At 57.5% G+C, this 15,406-nt stretch carries 12 protein-coding genes; 6 read left to right on the forward strand and 6 right to left on the reverse strand.

Annotated features, from left to right (window positions below):
* Positions 1–2: 2 nt before the first annotated feature.
* The 6 genes from TK06_RS21515 to TK06_RS21540 all read right to left on the reverse strand — a co-directional run bounded on the left by TK06_RS21515 (position 3) and on the right by TK06_RS21540 (position 8,200).
* Positions 3–1,034 (reverse strand): histone deacetylase family protein, encoded by a 1,032-nt coding sequence (locus TK06_RS21515; protein ID WP_063323732.1) that lies wholly within the window; start codon positions 1,032–1,034, stop codon positions 3–5.
* Between the two features lie 376 nt (positions 1,035–1,410).
* Entirely contained in the window at positions 1,411–1,977 is a 567-nt protein-coding gene (locus TK06_RS21520; RefSeq protein ID WP_063323733.1) for a hypothetical protein, read from the reverse strand.
* A 351-nt stretch (positions 1,978–2,328) separates the two neighbouring features.
* Positions 2,329–4,506 carry a lipase family protein gene (locus tag TK06_RS21525; protein WP_063323734.1) on the reverse strand — a complete coding sequence of 726 codons (2,178 nt, stop codon included), beginning with the start codon at positions 4,504–4,506 and terminating at the stop codon, positions 2,329–2,331.
* A 12-nt stretch (positions 4,507–4,518) separates the two neighbouring features.
* Positions 4,519–5,289: a hypothetical protein gene (locus tag TK06_RS21530; RefSeq protein ID WP_063323735.1), complete on the reverse strand. Its 771-nt coding sequence runs from the start codon at positions 5,287–5,289 to the stop codon at positions 4,519–4,521.
* Positions 5,286–6,140: a DUF4123 domain-containing protein gene (locus tag TK06_RS21535; protein WP_063323736.1), complete on the reverse strand. Its 855-nt coding sequence runs from the start codon at positions 6,138–6,140 to the stop codon at positions 5,286–5,288. Before TK06_RS21535 ends, TK06_RS21530 begins: the two co-directional genes overlap by 4 nt.
* Positions 6,137–8,200 (reverse strand): type VI secretion system tip protein VgrG, encoded by a 2,064-nt coding sequence (locus tag TK06_RS21540; RefSeq protein WP_063323737.1) that lies wholly within the window; start codon positions 8,198–8,200, stop codon positions 6,137–6,139. Before TK06_RS21540 ends, TK06_RS21535 begins: the two co-directional genes overlap by 4 nt.
* 429 nt (positions 8,201–8,629) lie before the next feature.
* Between TK06_RS21540 and tssA the strand changes: the two genes are divergently transcribed.
* The 6 genes from tssA to tssG are packed head-to-tail and all read left to right on the forward strand — an operon-like array spanning position 8,630 to position 15,403.
* Positions 8,630–10,186, forward strand: a complete 1,557-nt coding sequence (gene tssA, locus TK06_RS21545) for a type VI secretion system protein TssA (RefSeq protein WP_063323738.1) — start codon at positions 8,630–8,632, stop codon at positions 10,184–10,186.
* A gap of 32 nt (positions 10,187–10,218) precedes the next feature.
* Positions 10,219–10,722 (forward strand): type VI secretion system contractile sheath small subunit, encoded by a 504-nt coding sequence (gene tssB, locus TK06_RS21550; protein WP_063323739.1) that lies wholly within the window; start codon positions 10,219–10,221, stop codon positions 10,720–10,722.
* Positions 10,723–10,747: 25 nt separating this feature from the next.
* Positions 10,748–12,223: a type VI secretion system contractile sheath large subunit gene (gene tssC / locus TK06_RS21555; RefSeq protein ID WP_063323740.1), complete on the forward strand. Its 1,476-nt coding sequence runs from the start codon at positions 10,748–10,750 to the stop codon at positions 12,221–12,223.
* Between the two features lie 7 nt (positions 12,224–12,230).
* On the forward strand, positions 12,231–12,641 hold the full coding sequence (gene tssE / locus TK06_RS21560; protein ID WP_063323741.1) for a type VI secretion system baseplate subunit TssE: 411 nt from the start codon (positions 12,231–12,233) through the stop codon (positions 12,639–12,641).
* Positions 12,642–12,647: 6 nt separating this feature from the next.
* Complete coding sequence (tssF, locus tag TK06_RS21565; RefSeq protein ID WP_063323742.1) at positions 12,648–14,435, forward strand: type VI secretion system baseplate subunit TssF; 1,788 nt, start codon at positions 12,648–12,650, stop codon at positions 14,433–14,435.
* On the forward strand, positions 14,399–15,403 hold the full coding sequence (gene tssG / locus TK06_RS21570; protein ID WP_063323743.1) for a type VI secretion system baseplate subunit TssG: 1,005 nt from the start codon (positions 14,399–14,401) through the stop codon (positions 15,401–15,403). Before tssF ends, tssG begins: the two co-directional genes overlap by 37 nt.
* The last annotated feature ends 3 nt before the right edge of the window (positions 15,404–15,406 follow it).

The following is a 15,406-nucleotide window of genomic DNA, read 5'->3' on the forward strand; positions in this document are numbered from 1 at the left end:
CCTCATGGGGCGCTTTGGAAACCTTCAAGAACGTTCACGGCATTGATGCCGATTTCTGCCACCGCGTAGCCGCCTTCCATCACGAACAGCGTCGGCTTGCCGAGCGCCGCGATGCGCTTGCCCATCGCCAGGTAATCCGGGCTGTCGAGCTTGAATTGCGAGATGGGGTCGTCCTTGAACGTGTCGACACCCAGGGACACGACGATGACATCGGCGTCGTAACCCCGGATTTGCCCGCAGGCCTGCTCCAGCGCCGCGCTCCAGGTGTCCCAGCCGGAGCCGGCTGGCAAAGGGTAGTTGAAATTGAAGCCCTCGCCGTCGCCCTCGCCCTGCTCGTCGGCATACCCCAAAAAGAACGGAAACTCCGCCTCGGGGTGACCGTGGATCGAGGCGAACAACACGTCGCTGCGCTCATAGAAAATCGATTGGGTGCCGTTGCCGTGGTGGTAATCCACATCCAGGATCGCGACCTTCTGATGGCCCTGGTCGAGAAAGGCCTGGGCGGCGATGGCGGCGTTGTTCAAGTAGCAATAACCACCCATCAAATCGCCAGCGGCGTGGTGCCCTGGCGGCCGGCACAACGCAAAGGCACTGCGCGCCCCGCGCTGGATCTCCGCCTGGGCGGTGAGGGCCACTTGCGCGGCGCTGTAGGCCGCCTGCCAAGTACCGGCGGTAATCGGCGCACCGCCGTCGAAGCTGTAATAACCCAACTGGCCGTGCAGGCTCGTGGGGATGACCGAACGCAGCGTTCGCGCCGGCCAGGTGAAGGGCAACAAATCGCCGTCGCGGTTGTACTTGGCCCAACGGTCCCAGGCGCCTTTGAAGAATTCCAGATACGCCGCGCTGTGAATGCGCTGGATCGGCCCCAGGCCAAAATCCTGCGGCGCCTCCACCGGCCCCAGCCCCCGCGCCTTGACCCGCTCCAACACATGATCGGCCCGGGACGGCATCTCGAAGCAGGGCATCAATTGCCCATCCATCAACTCGCAGCGCCCGTGGTGCAGGTGGTGATCGTCTGAGTAGATCGTCAGCATGTTTTTGTTCTCCGCAAGGCTGATTCGGTTGCTCACAGTCTTGCGGCGCGCGACGTTTCAGAGAACGGCAGGAGAGGCCAAAAGGGGATCGAAATGGCCAAAAGGTTTGACCGTAAATCGCCCCTTGTTGGCGCGGGTGTGCGCGGGGTTGGGGCATGGGCTGTTTCGATGGCGACGCAGTGATCTTGTGGCGAGGGAGCTTGCTCCCGCTCGGCGGCGTAGCCGTCGCAGGTCGGTGAATGCGGTGTGCCCGGAAGAGGCTGGCTTAGGACGTTTGGAAAAAGTAGCAGCGATCAGACTGCTCAGGGCGAGGGTGGGAGAGTAAATAAATGACCGGTCCCTCCGGAGAGACCGGCCATTCAGTGCATCTTTTCAATCATTGGGGCTTGATGGCGGGAAGCGAGAGGGCGGCACGAATTTCGTTCAAGGACTCGTAGAAGTCCTTGGTGATTCCGAACAGCCCTTTGCGAATCTCGTGAATCAGAGCCTCGTCCTTTTGCTTGGCGATTTCGATGAACAGGGCAAACGTTAAGGAGATGCCCCGTGGCAGTCGCATGTAACCCTTATTTACAAGCTGCTGGGCGCGCAGTTCAAGCAATGGGAGGTTCCCTTTAAACACGGCATCCACTTTATCGATGCTATCCAGCTTCAGTTTGGTGCTGAGGTAGCGGTCGTACTGGATGGTGTGCTCGCTTTCATACCACTCTGAAAGAATCTCGATTCCGAATTTTTTTGCCAGCTCGGCATCCATCGCCGAAACCAGCAAATTCGACCGGGCATAGGTGGAGATGTAGTTGTAAAACTCCCGCTCCAAGGTCTCAAGGATCAGGGCGTTTTTCGATTTGCCAAGGGTATTGGCAACGGCGGCGATGGTCTTGTCCAGGCTGCTGCTTAGATTGCGCAGCGTGTAGGAGACCGTTTCGGCCTTTTCAGCATCAGTCATGGCAATGATTCCGGTAACCCTCCTCGGAAGTCGAGGAGGTGAAACCATGCTCTCCTAAAAAAACCATTTGGTCAACGATGGTTAAAATTATTTTAAATGGTTCTTTTTGTGGGTTGTCGAATCTCGCGAGTTTGGGACATTATCCCCCGGCACGCAGCGCTGCACGAAGCCACACAGCGCAAAAGACCAAGTCGCTAACCATCCCGAGGTGTGCGCAGAACGGACACCCACCGCCAACCTCCTGTGGGAGCGAGCTTGCTCGCGATGGCGGCATCACATACATCCCCGGCCTGAAGGCGTACGCAGTTCATGACCAGGAAGCGTGCTCCCGCTCGGCGGAGCAGCTGTCGTTCAGACGATGGAATCGAGATCCAGCGTATAGGGTTTACCGATCGCATACCCATGGGCACCGCGGATCAATTCACCGTCGTCATCCAGGGTTGGTGCCATCGCCAGTTGCTCTGCCACTCTATTCTCCGGGTGTGCCTGCCAGCGGGCCAGGTTGTGTGCCAGTTGCTCGGGTTGTTCCACCAGGCTTCCGTAAACGTCCTTTTCGCTGACCGACGCGGTGCGCAGCGTCGCCAGGCGCGCGCGGGTGTTGTGCAGCTTGTCGACCTCACGGATGAGCGCAATGTTGATGGCGCTTTCGCTACGCCCATTAGGCGCGCGCTGTCCTGCCAGGTAGCGCTCTTCATCGCGCAACTGTTGGGTAATCCGTGTCAGCGCATGATCGATCCATTCATATTCGCGTTTTGTCGCCAATGTGCTTCCCTCGATTTGCGCTTCCTGCCAGCGGCGCAAGGTCGCCCAGCAAGCGGGAATGTAGCTGGGGACCATGAAGTGATCACCGGTCTGGATGAGTTGGGCGAGTAAGGACGGGCGGTCCGGCAGGCCATGTTTATGCTCGAGGGCCACTTCGCAGGCGGCGTGTTGGGTGATGGTGTCGCAATGGGGCATCCACAGGATCGAAGACCGCTCCTTGCGATCGAACTCCACCGGCAGGAAGTGCCGCAAGATGCCGTGGTGTTCGTAGGGCTCGCCCGTCAGGTTGGTGATGCCCGCCACGAACACGGAAAGGCCGACTGGTACATTGGCGAATGTAAGGGCCAACCCGGTGCCATAAACACCGCTCTTGGTATTCATCCAACTGCCGGGGACGCTGGGTATCGGGTCGTTGTGGTTGACCATTCGGTAGTGCACCAGGGCTGCGGCGTTTTTTGTGAAGGTGGCGTCGGCGGCGCGGGGTGCGCCGTAGGTGTAGAGCTGGAGGGTGTAACCTTCCGGTCTACGCCGCAGCATCTCTGAAAGTAGTAACGCCACCGCTCCTCCCAGGCTGTGACCGCAGATCAGCAGTTTTTGCCCTGCATAAAATTTTTCCAGATAGCTCGTCACGAAGGCCGCGGTTTTTTTTGCTGCACCATAGAACCCTCGATGTACCTGGCCGACACCTTCTTCAAACGGCACCTGAAGCGCGTCCGCATCCCGCAGGAAGTCGGCGGACTGCTGGGTGCCACGTACTGCGATCAGGACCAACTCGTTATTGTGGATGATGTAGGCCTGGGTATCAGTGCCTTCTTCCTTGTCGGTATCGTCGAGAAAATGGACTTTGGCCGGATGTTCCTGATGTACACCCAATTCCGGATCGTTGACCGCGTAGAGGGCCGGATCGAACGGTACGATCTCCAAGCGTTTGGAGTAGGGCACGTCTTCATACAGTGGGTAGTAGGGTTTTGACTGCTCCGGATAGAACTCCCCGAGTTCTTCGAACTTGGCCAATGCGTCCGCGAACCAGTTGCCCACGCTTGGTTGCTCGGTGAAGCTCACCGGCGTTTTTATCGGAGCCTTGTCAGGTGTCTGGCCGAAGGGGCAATAGGTCAGGGTCGACATGAGCGCCAATTGATACAAGTTCAGCGCACAGAATTCGGGGGAGGTGGACAGCATGGGTCGCAAGGCGCGTAACGGGCGAACTTCCAGCACCGTGTGTTTTTGCGGCATCAGGGCCACACCGAGTTTGCCATGCTCGCCCATCAGCCGTGACGGTCCTGCAGGAAGTGGGTAATGGCGGTACACCTCGGGGGGCAAATGTGCGACGTGTTTGACCAGGTGCCGTACTTCCACCTGGAAGAAATCGTCTGCGCAGGCTTGTGCGGGATTGTCCCGGGTGCGTGTGGCGTTTGGGTTCAGGTAGCGGGTCTGCTCGGCGCGGACTTGTAGTTCGGTGATTTGGAGGGGGTAGTGGGGTCTTGTTTGTAGAAATGAGTAGATATCTTCAAACCCCTGATACTTCTGAGCAAAAAGCAGGACAATCGGTCCCGCATGGTGGTTGGTAACCTTGCCAACACCCATGACATCCAGGTTGCCAGGGTATTCTTGTCCTTCTGAATCGATAGCGACATAAGCCAGCCCTGCATAAGGCTCGCCAGAGCCAAACTCATCGACGAGCTGAAAACTGCTCCACTTACCCCCCACAGGGCAGGTCAGATTGCGATGGCTCAGCCGTGACTCCAATTCTTTTTGCAATGACGTCATACGCGAATCTCCTTATTCCGTACAACCGGGGTAAATAGTGCATTTCTGTCCGTCGGGCATTTGAAAACCGCTGAAGTCCTGGTAATTGCCATAACAAAATGCGTATTGGTCCTCAAAGTGTTTGCCCATGCAGCGTTTCCAACCGTTAGGCACCTTCACCCAAGTGTCACCAATGGCGGGTCTTTCCTCGTCCGCCAATTTGATCTTCATCCTCACGGTCTTACCCGGTAGTTGGTCAAGGGTGTACGCCGCGAAAGGACGCCCACGCCCCAGCTCGCCCTGCGGGTTGGTTTTTTTGCAGTCGAGGATTTTTCTGAGAATGCGGGGCTTGCCTGAGGTACGGAATAACCACTGGCATTGGCCGTAAAAAGAGCTTTCACCCGCTTCGCTGAACGTGCCTTTGTATTGCGTTTCCAGCTCATCGCGAATAACGACGTTGGCCGTATCTTGACTGATATCACTCCAATCCTTGCCGTAGGCGGAGTTGATTTCGAGCTCGATGCGATTGATCACCAGCGGGCAACCCATACGGGTTCGGCGGATAATGATTTCGGAATCAGCTTTGTATGCCTTGCGCCACTCCCTATTGAACACCGGCGCCTTGTTATACCGGGTCTCGACGGTGCAGGTTTCGCCTGGGGCGGGCACGTAGTACACCGCCGCCTGGTAGGCAAAGTCAGGCGGCAAATCTGCCGTAAAAGTAAACGTGTTCGGCTGTGTGTTGGCACAACCTGCCGTCATCGCCAGGCCGCTCAAACTTGCAATGTACAAAGCGTGTTTCATGGCGGCGTATCTCCCTGCCAAAACGCTGCCGTCAGGCGCACCCGTTCAAAATGCTCGTCGGGGCTTTCAACTGAACGTACTTGCCAGTACGGCGCCAGCGCCTGGGCGGGTGTTTGCAGGCGCTGGGTCAGTAAAAACTCCAACTGCTCGGGCGCCTGCCAATGCCAGGCCTCGGCCTGTTCGAGCGTGGCACGCAACCACGCCACCGGGTCCTGTTGCTCGGCCAGAGAGGCGAAGGCCTGGACATGCTCGGCCAACAGGAAGCGGCGGGCATTGAGGAGGCGTGTCTGCATCGCTTGCTGCGGGGTAACAGGCACCTGCAGCCAAAGAGGCGAATCGGGTAGCGGATATGCCCCCGGAGCCGGGTTATAGGTGCTTGCCCAGCAAGTGCCCTGCCAATAACAGACACTGATCGCTGGCCCGAGATAGGCCGGATAGGCTTCAACAGGCAGGTGCTTGAGCGCCCGGGCCAAGACACGGTTGTCATGGAAGCGGTACAGCGCCTGATGGGGGCGCTCTCCGATGATCAGCCGTTCACGCCAGTGTTCCACCAGCGTTGGCAGGCCCTCTTTGGGAAGGCTGGCGAGCCATCCCCAGCGGCTGTCCGACCGGTCGATCAATTCATTGATGTGTTCGTCGCCGGGCCGATCGAAGGTGAAGACAAAGGGGCCGGCGTCAGCGAGGTCGGAGACCGGCGTTTGGCTGTATACGCTCAGGTACTGGTCGGGGCGACTGCTCTTGAGCAATGCCTGTCGCGTGTGGTGCTCATTTTCTGAGTCCAGGACGACACACAGGGTGTGGCCGAGGCGGTGTTGTTCGATCAACCATTGATGGGGGAGTGAGCGAGTCATGCGGCGGCGATTCCCATTGGGCAGAGGCCCTCGCGGCAGGCCTCGCAGATCGGACAAAAGTCCAATCCCGCTGCTTTGCTGGCCGTTATCAGAGCGCGTTGAGTGGGGGCGAGTATTGGGGCTGGAGCCGCCAAGGGATCCGTCAAGCCAGGCGTGAAAGATGAAGCGGTAGCGCCGGCCATGGGGGCGCCGCCGAGTTGGATTTCACTGCTGCTATAGATACCGCTGTGGTTGATCAGGATGTGCTGGCCCCCGGCTTTCAAACTGAGAGATGCACCTGCTTCAAGGACCACATGAGCGCCGGCCTTGATATGTATTTGCTGCCCGGCTTCGACGGCCAGTGTCTGATCGACACAGGTATGGCGGTTGGCGACGCGCAGGTAGTCATTGCCTTCGACCTGGACCGTACGGTCGGCGGCGGTGGTCCGATGTTCCTCGGCGTGCAGGGCGGTGATGCTGTTGCCCCTGACGGTCTCCCGCCGCTCGTTGCCAATCTCCAGTCGGCTGTCGTTTTCGATCTTCTGTTCCATGTCACGCTGGGCCCGCAGATAGATCAGCTCCTGGCCAGCGCGGTCTTCCAGGTGCAGCTCGTTGAAGCCTTTGTTGCCTGGCGAGCTGCAAGAACGAAATACGGTGCGGGTCTTGTGCGCAGGCAGTGGGTAGGGCGTAGCGTTGGCGCTGTTGGTCAGGCATCCACTGATCAAGGGCTTGTCGGGATCACCTTCGATGAAGGTTACCAACACCTCCATGCCCACCCGCGGAATCGTGACGCCTCCGTAGCGGTTGCCCGCCCAATTGGAGGCGACTCGTAACCAACAGCTGCTGCCGTCGTCGAAGTCCCCCGTCCGATCCCAGAAAAACCTGACTTTGACTCGGCCATACAGGTCGCAGTGGATCTCTTCACCCTTGGGTCCTGTGACGATTGCCGTCTGGCTGCCCCATACACGTGGCTTTTGGTAAACCCGTTGCGAACGAAAAGTCGCATCCCAAGGCGTGGCAACGAAGTGATTGCGATAGCCCTGATTGAAGTGATCTGCAGTCCTGCCAGTGTCGCTGGGGGGGATTTCCTCCAGCACCTGCGGCTGTTTGCCTTCGTGATGCACTTCGGTCAGGAGCCATAGATCATTCCATTCCTGACGAGGGTGCCCGCTCAATGTCAGGAAGTGCCCCGTCGTCAGTGCCGGCTGATCACTCTTTCCTTCGGCCTGGCGGTAGTCGATGCGATGGCGTTCCAGGGCTCGCCGGCTCAATAACCTGCCGCGTTTTTCCTGGGTAAAGTCGCCCGGATAATCATAGGCCTCCAAGTCTGGTCGGATTTTTTCGATGCCGGGCTGACAGCTGCTCTCCAGCAGGAATGTCGACTTCTTGAAATCGTAATCACGGCGCGTGACGCGGCTGGTCCGGGTCTCCAGTCGCAGGCCAAATCGATGGATAACCGGCTCGTCGTCAACCATGCCGCTGCCGTGTTTATAAACAGTGCGGTGTTCAAGTCGGGGAAATACGGTCTGGTCATCACCAAATACCAGGTGATGGCCCGATTCACTGTGTTGGAAATGATAATGCAGGCCTTCTTCATGACACAGGCGCTCAATGAAGTGCAAGTCGGATTCGCGATACTGCACGCAGTAGTCACGAGGCGAATAACTTGCACTTAACTGGAAGCGATGGGCATCGGTGAGAATACCGTGCTCCTTGAGGATCGATGTGATGATCTGCGGCACACTGACGTGTTGAAAAATGCGTTGGTTGGTGCGGTGTTCCAAGTAAGCCAATCGTGGAACCAGTCTTATCTTGTAATGCGTCAAGCGTTTTCCGGTGTCTCCTTGTACAACACGATAGATCAGCCCGTGAACACCGCTTCCCTGTTTGTTGAATGCAAGAAATGCCTGCTGGTTTAACAAGCATTCCAAGTCGATATCGCTTTGTTCGCTGATGAGTTCGATTTCAAACGAATAAGGTGTGCTAATGGCTTCGCAGCCTTCGAAGGCTAATACTTGGAGGTCATGTTCGAGGTCAGGAATTGTGAGATGAAAGTTTCGCAAATCAGGGGTATGGAACATTCGCAGGTCCTTGGGCGTTGGCTTTGGCTCCTGATCACATTGAAGCAGTCTTGATGGGGAAACGTGCAGAGAGTCGTAAAAAAAGAAAAGGATGTAGGAGTTCTCTTCGCAGCAAGTAGGGACTTGAGAATGAAATGATTTGAAGTGATTTTTAGTTGGCTCGATGGAGTTTGGAGCTTGACAGAAAAAAATCTGTATTGGGAGTTTCAGTATGGCTAATTTTTTGAAAAAAAAGGAAAGGTCCTACTTTTTTATTTTTAAAGCTTTGGCATTCTTCGCTGCGTTCCGCTGGTTGGAGGTGTGAGTTTTGAGTTGTGCCGGATTGCATTTGGTGAAACTTCCTACAAGCGAAATCGAATATTTACCTTGAATAACCATATTGCCAAAACTGCCCATGTCACAAACTGAATTTTCTTAACAGGGTCGTGAATGTCGTATTCCGGAAAGCTGTCCGCCCATTATCTGGCTCTCGCCAAAGCGCCCATCTCCAAAGAGCGTTTTGCGGGTGCGGACGTGCGTTTTTCGAATGAATACGAGGCGTTGGAAAGTGAGCTGGGCAAAGCCCAGTCGATGCACGAAAGCGGTCAGGTCGACTGGCTGAAGATCCGTGAAGGAAGTGAAGTGCTACTGCGTAGCCAGTCGAAGGACTTGCGGGTGGCGGCCTGGCTGGTTTGGGCGCTGTATCAGCGCGAATCTTTCCAAGGGCTGCTGGCAGGTCTCAGTCTTTTGCACCACTTGTGTAAAAACCATTGGCCCGACATTCATCCGATCAAAAATCGAACCCGTGCCGCCAGCATCAATTGGTTGGTGCCTCGCCTGGAGCAGGCGTTGGGTGATGACATTGCGATCAAGGAGCAACTGCCGCTGTTCCGCCATCTGACAGAGCAACTTGAAGGACTCGATACCGTTTGCACCGCCCACTTGGGTGATGACGCGCCTTTGCTGCTCCCGTTGTGTCGGCGTCTCAACACGATGATCCAGCGTGCCACTGACAACCTGCCGCAGGCGGGTGCCATTGGGACGGTAGTGGCTCAGGTGAAGCAAGTTGCTAGCCAACTGCTCATGCCTGGTGCTCCGATTGAAAACGAAAAAGAAGCCCACAAGGCCCTGCGTGCCCAGCAGGAGAACGCGGGATCGTTATGCAGCTGGTGGCTCAAACAAAAAGCTACCGACGTTCGGGCCCTGCGCCTGAATCGTACGTTGACCTGGCTGACCATTGACGTCATGCCCGAGCGCAACGCCGAGCAGATCACGCAGCTGCGTGGGGTGCCGGCGGACAAACTCAAGACTTATCAGGACAGTCTCCACCAAGGCGATTACGCGAACCTGTTGGTGGAGATCGAGGCCAGCCTGGCGAAGGCACCGTTCTGGCTCGACGGTCAGCGGCTTGCCTGGGAGTGCTTACAAGGGTTGAACGCCGAGTTGGCCATGGGGGAAGTGGAGGTTCATTTCGCGCTATTCATCCAGCGCCTGCCGGGGGTTATCGAATTGCGCTGGCATGACGGTACGCCGTTCGCCGATCCCGCCACGCGGGCGTGGATCGCGTCCCAGGTCATGCCTCACCTGCAAAAACCTGGCACGGCGCCCGAAATCGATACCACCCACAACGATGCGCCTTGGGAACTGACGCTGGAAGAGGCCCAGTCGATCCTGTCCACGGATGGCCTCAAACCCGCCGTCCAGTTACTCAAGCAAGGCATGCAAAACGCTCGTGGGGCACGCGAGTGTTTCCTCTGGCGGTTCGCGATGGCTCGCTTGTGCTTCTCGGCGAGGAAATACGAACTCGCGAAAGTCCAGCTCGAGGTCCTCGACCAGACATTGCAACACGCCGGCCTGAATACCTGGGAGCCCACCCTGGAGTTGCAGGTGCTGCATTTGTTGCACAGCTGCTGCGAGTTATTGCCTCAGAACCACGTCATACGCGAGTGCAAGGAAGAGACCTATCGCAGGTTGTGTCACCTCGACCTGGAACGGGTCATTGAATAGGCCTTCGGGTCAAAAATTGTCAGGAGAAAGTCATGGCCAAAGAAGGCTCGATCGCCCCCAAGGAACGCATCAACGTCACCTTCAAACCTGCCACCGGCGGTGCCCAGGAAGAAATTGAACTGCCGTTGAAACTGTTGGCGATCGGTGATTACACCCACCGCAGGGATGAACGCAAGATCGAGGATCGCAAGCCGATTGGTATCGACAAGATGACCTTCGACGAAGTGTTGGCCAAGCAGGAGCTGAACCTGACCCTCAGCGTACCGAATCGTCTCCAGGAAGAAAGCGAAACTGAAGAGCTGGCAGTACAGCTGCGTGTGAACTCGATGAAGGATTTCAATCCGGCGAGCCTGGTCGAGCAAGTGCCGGAGCTCAGCAAACTGATGGAGTTGCGTGACGCCCTGGTGGCGCTCAAAGGGCCATTGGGTAACGCGCCAGCGTTCCGCAAGGCCATCGAAGGCGTACTCGGCAATGACGATTCCCGCCGCCGCCTGCTGGATGAGCTGGGTCTGAACTCCGCAGCGAAGAACGCTTGATTATTTCAGCCAAGGAAGCCGAGACATGAGTACTCATGCCCTACAGCAGCAAAGCCCGGACAACGCTGATTACAGCATTCTTGAGAACATCATCGCCCAGACTCGCCTGACCCCGGACGATGACGCCTACGACATTGCCAGGCGAGGCGTGTCTGCGTTCATCGAAGAGTTGCTCAAGCCGCAAAACAGCGGCGAGCCGGTCAAGAAGGCCATGGTTGATCGCATGATCGCCGAGATCGACGCCAAGCTCAGTCGCCAGATGGACGAAATCCTCCACCACCCACAGTTCCAGGCCTTGGAGTCGGCATGGCGCGGTTTGCAGTTGCTGGTGGACCGCACCAACTTCCGCGAAAACATCAAGATAGAAATGCTCAACGTCTCCAAGGACGATTTGCTGGACGACTTCGAGGATTCGCCAGAAGTCATGCAGTCAGGCCTTTACAAGCATATCTACACCGCTGAATACGGTCAGTTTGGTGGGCAGCCGGTGGCGGCGGTCATCGCTAACTACTTCATGTCGCCAAGCTCGCCGGACGTGAAGTTGATGCAGTACGTGTCCAGTGTCGCCTGCATGTCCCATGCGCCGTTCATCGCCGCGGCCGGTCCGACATTCTTTGGTCTGGAAAGCTTTACTGGCCTGCCGGACCTGAAGGACTTGAAGGACCACTTCGAAGGTCCGCAGTTCGCCAAGTGGCAGAGCTTCCGTCAATCGGAAGATGCTCGCTATTTTGGGCTGACCGTACCGCGCTTCTTGTTGCGCACCCCCTATGATCCGCAAGAGAACCCGGTCAAGTCATTCGTCTACAAGGAAACCGTTGCCAATAGCCACGAGCACTACTTGTGGGGCAATACGGCATACGCGTTCGGTACGAGACTGACCGACAGCTTTGCCAAATTCCGCTGGTGCCCGAATATCGTTGGCCCCCAAAGCGGTGGCGCGGTTGAAGACCTGCCGTTGCACCACTTCGAAAGCATGGGTGAGATCGAAACCAAGATCCCGACCGAAGTGCTGGTGTCCGACCGACGCGAATACGAGTTGGCCGAGGAAGGCTTCATCTCCCTGACCATGCGCAAAGGTAGTGACAATGCCGCGTTTTTCTCCGCCAGTTCCGTGCAGAAGCCGAAGTTCTTTGGTAACGGCGCCGAGGATAAGCATGCCGAGCTGAATTACAAGCTTGGCACCCAGTTGCCCTACATGATGATCGTCAATCGACTGGCTCACTACTTGAAGGTTCTACAGCGCGAGCAACTGGGGTCATGGAAGGAGCGCACGGACCTGGAGCGTGAACTCAATAACTGGATTCGCCAATACGTGGCCGACCAGGAGAACCCTAGCGCCGAAGTTCGTGGCCGCCGTCCGCTGCGCGCAGCGAAGATCATTGTCAGCGACGTTGAAGGTGAACCAGGTTGGTATCGCGTAGGCCTGAACGTACGGCCTCACTTCAAGTACATGGGGGCCGATTTCACGCTGTCGTTGGTTGGCAAGTTGGACAAGGCGTAGGCGCCTCATGATGTATGGCAGCCTTTTCGAGCGCCTGGCCGGTGATTTAGATACGCGCGCGGGTTTGAGTCGTGAGATGTGTGTCGTGACATCGGTGGCTGCGCATCTGGCCAAGATGCTCAGCACCCGGGCGGGTAGCGTGCAGACGCTATCCGATTATGGGCTGCCGGATCTTAATGACACGCGCTTGAGCCTGCACGACGCAGGAAGCCAGGCCCGCAAGGCGATCGAGGCGTTCATCAAGGTCTACGAGCCACGCCTCAGGAACGTCTGTGTCGTTTCAATACCAAGTCATGCCGATCCGCTTCGCCTGTCCTTCAGCATCGACGCTTTGCTGGATGTGGAGGGGGTCAGGCGACAGGTCAGTTTTTCCGCGTGCCTGGACGGCAGCGGTCAGGTCAAGGTCAGACAAGGATAGCCATACATGTCGTTCAATCATTACTACCAGAGCGAGCTGACGGCACTCCGGCAGCTGGGTCGACATTTCGCCGAACGTAACCCGGCGTTGGCCCCCTTTCTGGGGCAGGCCGGACGGGACCCGGATGTGGAGCGCCTGCTGGAGGGGTTCGCATTCCTGACCGGGCGGCTGCGCCAGAAGCTCGATGACCAATTGCCGGAGCTGAGCCATTCGCTGATGCAGCTGTTGTGGCCGAACTACATGCGGCCATTGCCGGCCTTCAGCATCTTGCAGTTCGATCCACTACAGCGGTCCGGCCCCGCACTGCGGGTGGAACGTGATACACCGGTCGAAAGCAAGCCTGTACAGCAGGTGCGTTGCCGTTTCCTGACGTGTTACTCAACCGAAGTGCTGGCGCTTGATCTGACCAGGTTGAGTTATTCAGTGAAAGGGGATGGGTCGCTGTTGAGCCTGCGCCTGGAGATGTGTTGCGACGGTCATTTGGGCGAACTGCAACTGAGCCAATTGCGTCTGCACTTGACCGGCGAGCGTTACATCAGCCAGATGCTCTACCTCAGCCTCTTGCGTAACCTTGAAGGTATCGAGCTGATCCCACTGGACGGCTCCGGCGATGCCCTGCGGGCTACAGATGGCAGCCCTATGATGTTCAGGATGCCAGCCGATCGTGTCCAGCCGGTAGGGTTTGCTGAAGAGGAAGCGCTGATCCCGTATCCGCTGAATACCTTTCGCGGCTATCGCTACCTGCAGGAATACTTCGCCTTCCAGGACAAGTTCCTGTTCGTCGACGTCAATGGCCTGGACGTGATCAACGCTGCTCCGCGCGGCAGCGTCGAACAGATGCGGGGTCTGGAGCTGCGCTTCGATATTGGCAAAAGCGGTATCCAGCGGATGCGCCCGACACTGGACAACATAAAGCTTCACTGCACGCCGATCGTCAATCTGTTCAAGCATGACGCCCAGCCAATCCGCCTGGACAGCAAACAGGACGAATACCTGTTGCTGCCGGCCGATTATGCCCAGGAGCATTGCGGCGTGTTCTCGGTCGAAAGTGTCACCGGCTGGAACCCTGGCGGCTTGGGTTATCAGGCCTATGTGCCGTTCGAATCCTTCGAGCACGATTCAAGCTTCGATGTGCCCCACAGCCGACCCTACTACAGCGTTCGTCAGCGCCCTTCATTGCGGCACGGTGGCCTGGACACCTGCCTGGGCTTCGGTGTCCGGCACACTCACCCTCATGAAACCCTGTCGATCGAGTTGATGTGCACCAACCAGAACCTGCCGCGCCAGCTCAAGTCGGGTGACATCGACCAGCCTGGTGAAAAAAGCCCTGAGTCGCTGAGTTTCCGCAACATCGGGCCGGTCACTTCGAGCTTCGCTCCCCCGCTCAATCGCGATTTCCTCTGGAAGCTGATCAGCAACATGTCACTCAACTACCTGTCGCTGGCGGACGTCAATGCGCTCAAGGTGATTCTCGAAACCTATGATTTTCCGCGCTACTACGACGAGCAGACAGAGAAGGTCAGCAAGCGTTTGCTGGACGGGCTCAAGTCGATCAGGCACCAGCATGTCGACCGCCTGCATCGAGGCTTGCCAGTTCGTGGCTTGCGCACCGAACTGACCATCGACCCCCAGGGCTACATCGGCGAGGGCGACCTGTTCGTCTTCGCTTCGGTTCTCAACGAATTCTTCGCGCTTTATGCCAGCCTCAATTCGTACCACGAACTGCGGGTGAACAGCACACAAGGAGAGGTCTATCAATGGACACCCCGCATGGGCCAGCAGCCGCTTCTATAAGCGTGCTGACGCAAGGGATACGCGAGTACTCGCTATTTCAGGCCGTGTTGTTGGTCGTTGATCGACTGCGCGAGGCTCACCCAGACCTGGATGATGAGGCGCTGTATGACCGGCTGGAGTTCCAGGCCAACCCAAGCCTGGGGTTCCCCGCCAGCGACATCGATCGTGTGGAGTTTTTTGAAGAGCGCGGCCAGGTGCGAGCGCGCCTGAGCATGAACCTGATCAGCCTGGTAGGGGCAGGGTCACCGCTACCGGCGTTCTATGGTGAGCAGGCCCTGGGGGAGGAGGCCGGCAATCCGACGCGCGACTTCCTCGACGTCTTCCATCACCGTCTTCAACGGCTGATGCTGCCGATCTGGCGCAAGTATCGTTACTGCGCAAGTTTTCAGAGCGGAGCTAGAGACCCGTTTTCCGAGCAGTTGTTTGCGCTGATCGGCCTGGGCGGCGAAGACATTCGCAAGGCCAGTCAATTGAACTGGAAGCGTCTGCTGCCGTATCTGGGGCTGCTGAGTCTTCGTGCTCATTCGGCAGCTCTGATCGAGGCCGTGCTGCGTTATTACTTCAAGCACGCCGAATTGAACCTTGAGCAGTGCATCGAGCGGCGTGTGGACGTCCTTGGCGAACAGCGCAATCGCCTCGGGAGTGCCAATAGCCTGCTGAGCCAAGACCTGGTGTTGGGTGAACAGGTGCGCGACCGCAGCGGCAAGTTCCGGATCCATATCAGCGAACTGGACTGGCAGCGTTTTCACGAATTCCTGCCCATCGGCATCGGTTACCAGCCGTTGTGCTCGCTGGTGCGTTTCACCCTGCGTGATCCCCTCGAATATGACATTCGCCTGGTCCTGCGCCGGCAGGACATTCGTGAGCTGTGCATTGGAGAACAGAACATCTGCCGCCTGGGATGGACCAGTTGGTTGGGGCACGAGCGCGCCGATGGCGTGGTGACCCTCGGCAGCAAAATTCATTAGGAA

Origin of the sequence: Pseudomonas fluorescens (assembly GCF_001623525.1) — a bacterium.
GTDB lineage: Bacteria > Pseudomonadota > Gammaproteobacteria > Pseudomonadales > Pseudomonadaceae > Aquipseudomonas > Aquipseudomonas fluorescens_Q.

Bases quoted from the DNA above. Each gene is read 5' to 3' on its own strand.
- TK06_RS21540 (WP_063323737.1), bottom strand. From the start codon at position 8,200: ATGTTCCATACCCCTGATTTGCGAAACTTTCATCTCACAATTCCTGAC.
- tssA (WP_063323738.1), top strand. From the start codon at position 8,630: ATGTCGTATTCCGGAAAGCTGTCCGCCCATTATCTGGCTCTCGCCAAA.
- tssB (WP_063323739.1), top strand. From the start codon at position 10,219: ATGGCCAAAGAAGGCTCGATCGCCCCCAAGGAACGCATCAACGTCACC.
- tssE (WP_063323741.1), top strand. From the start codon at position 12,231: ATGATGTATGGCAGCCTTTTCGAGCGCCTGGCCGGTGATTTAGATACG.
- tssF (WP_063323742.1), top strand. From the start codon at position 12,648: ATGTCGTTCAATCATTACTACCAGAGCGAGCTGACGGCACTCCGGCAG.
- TK06_RS21520 (WP_063323733.1), bottom strand. From the start codon at position 1,977: ATGACTGATGCTGAAAAGGCCGAAACGGTCTCCTACACGCTGCGCAAT.
- TK06_RS21530 (WP_063323735.1), bottom strand. From the start codon at position 5,289: ATGAAACACGCTTTGTACATTGCAAGTTTGAGCGGCCTGGCGATGACG.
- tssG (WP_063323743.1), top strand. From the start codon at position 14,399: ATGGACACCCCGCATGGGCCAGCAGCCGCTTCTATAAGCGTGCTGACG.
- TK06_RS21515 (WP_063323732.1), bottom strand. From the start codon at position 1,034: ATGCTGACGATCTACTCAGACGATCACCACCTGCACCACGGGCGCTGC.
- TK06_RS21535 (WP_063323736.1), bottom strand. From the start codon at position 6,140: ATGACTCGCTCACTCCCCCATCAATGGTTGATCGAACAACACCGCCTC.
- TK06_RS21525 (WP_063323734.1), bottom strand. From the start codon at position 4,506: ATGACGTCATTGCAAAAAGAATTGGAGTCACGGCTGAGCCATCGCAAT.
- tssC (WP_063323740.1), top strand. From the start codon at position 10,748: ATGAGTACTCATGCCCTACAGCAGCAAAGCCCGGACAACGCTGATTAC.